Below are 2,451 nucleotides of genomic sequence, written 5' to 3' on the forward strand. Positions count from 1 at the left end.
GTTTTCTGCCGGACATCATCAAGGATTTAGTGCAAAAACCCCTTATCAACATAACCCATAATTATCAATTTTTGGGTTATATTAAAATAATACCACCCAATTTCTGCATATTATTGCGTGCTATTTATAATTGTGCTGAAAGTGGCAAGCCATTCGCTCCTTATACAAAAGCACAAAACTATAAGGTACATCACCAAACGCCAACCCCACCAAATTTTGTATCTTTCTAAAAACTTTCACCATGCGTTTATTCTCCCTGCTTATTATGCTGGCTTGCATACAAACATCTACCGCACAGGTACTCATTAAAAACATCACGGTAATAGATGTAGAAAAGAAAAAACTTTTAACGGGGTATAATGTAGTGGCGCTAAATGGTAAAATAATTTCGGTAGATAATAACAAAACATTTAAACTGCCCGAAGGCACTGCAGTAATTGATGGCACAGGTAAATATTTAGTGCCGGGCTTTACGGATGCCCATGTGCACTTTTTTCAGAGTGGTGGTTTGTTTACCCGGCCCGATGTAATTGATTTGCGGAGTTACCAGCCACATGCTAAAGAATTAAACTGGGTACATCATAACATGGATGATTTTTTACGCCGCTACAGCAGCCTGGGCATTACGCAGGTAATTGATGTGGGTGCGTCGTATAATTTTTTAACGCAACGGGATAGTTTTACCAATAAAAATTATGCACCGCTCATCAGCATGACGGGCCCATTGCTCACCACTTATGTACCCGAGGCGTATAAAAAACTGGGTAAAGAAGCACCTTTTGAAATGATGGGTACCGAAGAAGATGTCCGGCAATCGGTACGCAACCAGTTGCCGCTGCATACCGATTTTATAAAGATATGGTACATTGTTATTGATGCCGATGTGGAAAAAGGGGCACGTAAAAATTTACCGCTGGTTACAGCCGCTATTGACGAAGCCCATAAAAACAATTTACGGGTAGCCGTACATGCTACAGAACGCATTACTGCACAACTGGCCGTAGAAGCCGGTGCCGATTTTTTAGTACACAGTGTGGACGATGAAATTATCAGCGATGCCTTTGTGCAACTGTTGCTGAAAAACAAAACAGTGCTTTGTCCTACACTGGTAGTAATGGATAATTATGGTAAGTCACTGGGCCATCAGTATCATTTTACCACAGATGAACTCGCTGTTGCCAACCCAACAACCATTGCAAGTATATTAAATTATCCGCAGCCAGATACGGCCATTGCTGCCCGTTATATTAATGCTATGTCTTCTGCTGAACGTAAAGCAAGTACACAACTGGCAGATTCCATCATGCAAAAAAATCTTACAAAATTAGTAACCGCAGGTGTTACCATTGCTACGGGCACCGATGCCGGTAATATTGGTACGCAACACGCCGGCTCATATTTTCAGGAACTGAAAGCCATGCAGGCTGCCGGTATGAGCAACTGGCAATTGCTTGAGGCCAGCACCATCAACGGTGCTAAAGCCGTGGGCAAACAAAACGAATGGGGCAGCATTGCTAAAAATAAATGGGCCAATATGCTGGTGCTTACTGCAAACCCGTTAGATGATATTGCCAATTGGCAAAAGATAGATTGGGTAATTAACAAAGGCATTCCTTTTAAACGGGATTCTTTTATTATAAACACACCCGAAATGCTGGCACAGCAGCAACTGAATGCTTACAATGCCCACAACCTGGAAGCTTTTTTAGCGCCTTATGCTGAGGCCGTGGAACTGTACAGCTTTCCCAATAAACTGGAGTTGAAAGGAAAAAATGAAATGCGTAAAGCCTACCAGTTTGTTACTAAAACACCTAAATTATATTGCCGCCTGGTTAACCGCATTGCAGAAGGCAACACCGTAATTGACCAGGAAGAAGTGTGGGGTTTTGGCGATAAACCTGTTACTGCAATAGCTATGTATGTGGTGGAAGGTGGAAAGATTACTAAGGTTTATTTTAAGCAGTAAATTATTTTTACAACATGAAATTGTTTTATTCAACTGTCTTTTTTTTATTTGTAACAGCAGTGTATTCGATTGCACAAATACCCACATCCGGCAATCCCATTATTAAAGGCTGGTACGCCGACCCCGAAGCAGCTATTTTTAAAGATCAGTACTGGATCTATCCTACTTATTCGGATAAATATGAAAAGCAGGTTTTCTTTGATGCTTTTTCTTCAAAAAATTTAGTGCAATGGAAAACGCATCATAGAATTTTAGACACTGCGGCCGTTAAATGGGCACGTCGTGCCATGTGGGCACCTGCCATTGTGCAAAAAGATAAACAGTATTTTTTATTTTTTGCTGCCAACGATATACAAAGTAATAACGAATATGGCGGCATTGGTGTGGCCGTTGCCAATAAACCCGAAGGCCCTTTTAAAGATTACCTGGGCAAACCTTTAATTGATAAATTTTATAATGGTGCACAACCAATAGATCAGTTTGTA

At 40.9% G+C, this 2,451-nt stretch carries 2 protein-coding genes; both read left to right on the forward strand.

What is annotated here, in order from left to right; translation table 11 throughout:
- The first annotated feature begins 241 nt into the window (after nucleotides 1–241).
- Complete coding sequence (locus ACY65O_RS00320; RefSeq protein WP_462218851.1) at nucleotides 242–1,966, forward strand: amidohydrolase family protein; 1,725 nt, start codon at nucleotides 242–244, stop codon at nucleotides 1,964–1,966.
- 14 nt (nucleotides 1,967–1,980) lie between these two features.
- The coding region (locus ACY65O_RS00325) for a family 43 glycosylhydrolase (RefSeq protein WP_462218852.1) at nucleotides 1,981–2,451 on the forward strand (471 nt) is incomplete at its 3' end.

Origin of the sequence: Ferruginibacter sp. (genome assembly GCF_031430955.1) — a bacterium.
Taxonomy (GTDB): domain Bacteria; phylum Bacteroidota; class Bacteroidia; order Chitinophagales; family Chitinophagaceae; genus Ferruginibacter.

Excerpts from the sequence above, each read along its gene's own strand:
- ACY65O_RS00320 (WP_462218851.1), top strand. The coding sequence starts at position 242 with ATGCGTTTATTCTCCCTGCTTATTATGCTGGCTTGCATACAAACATCT.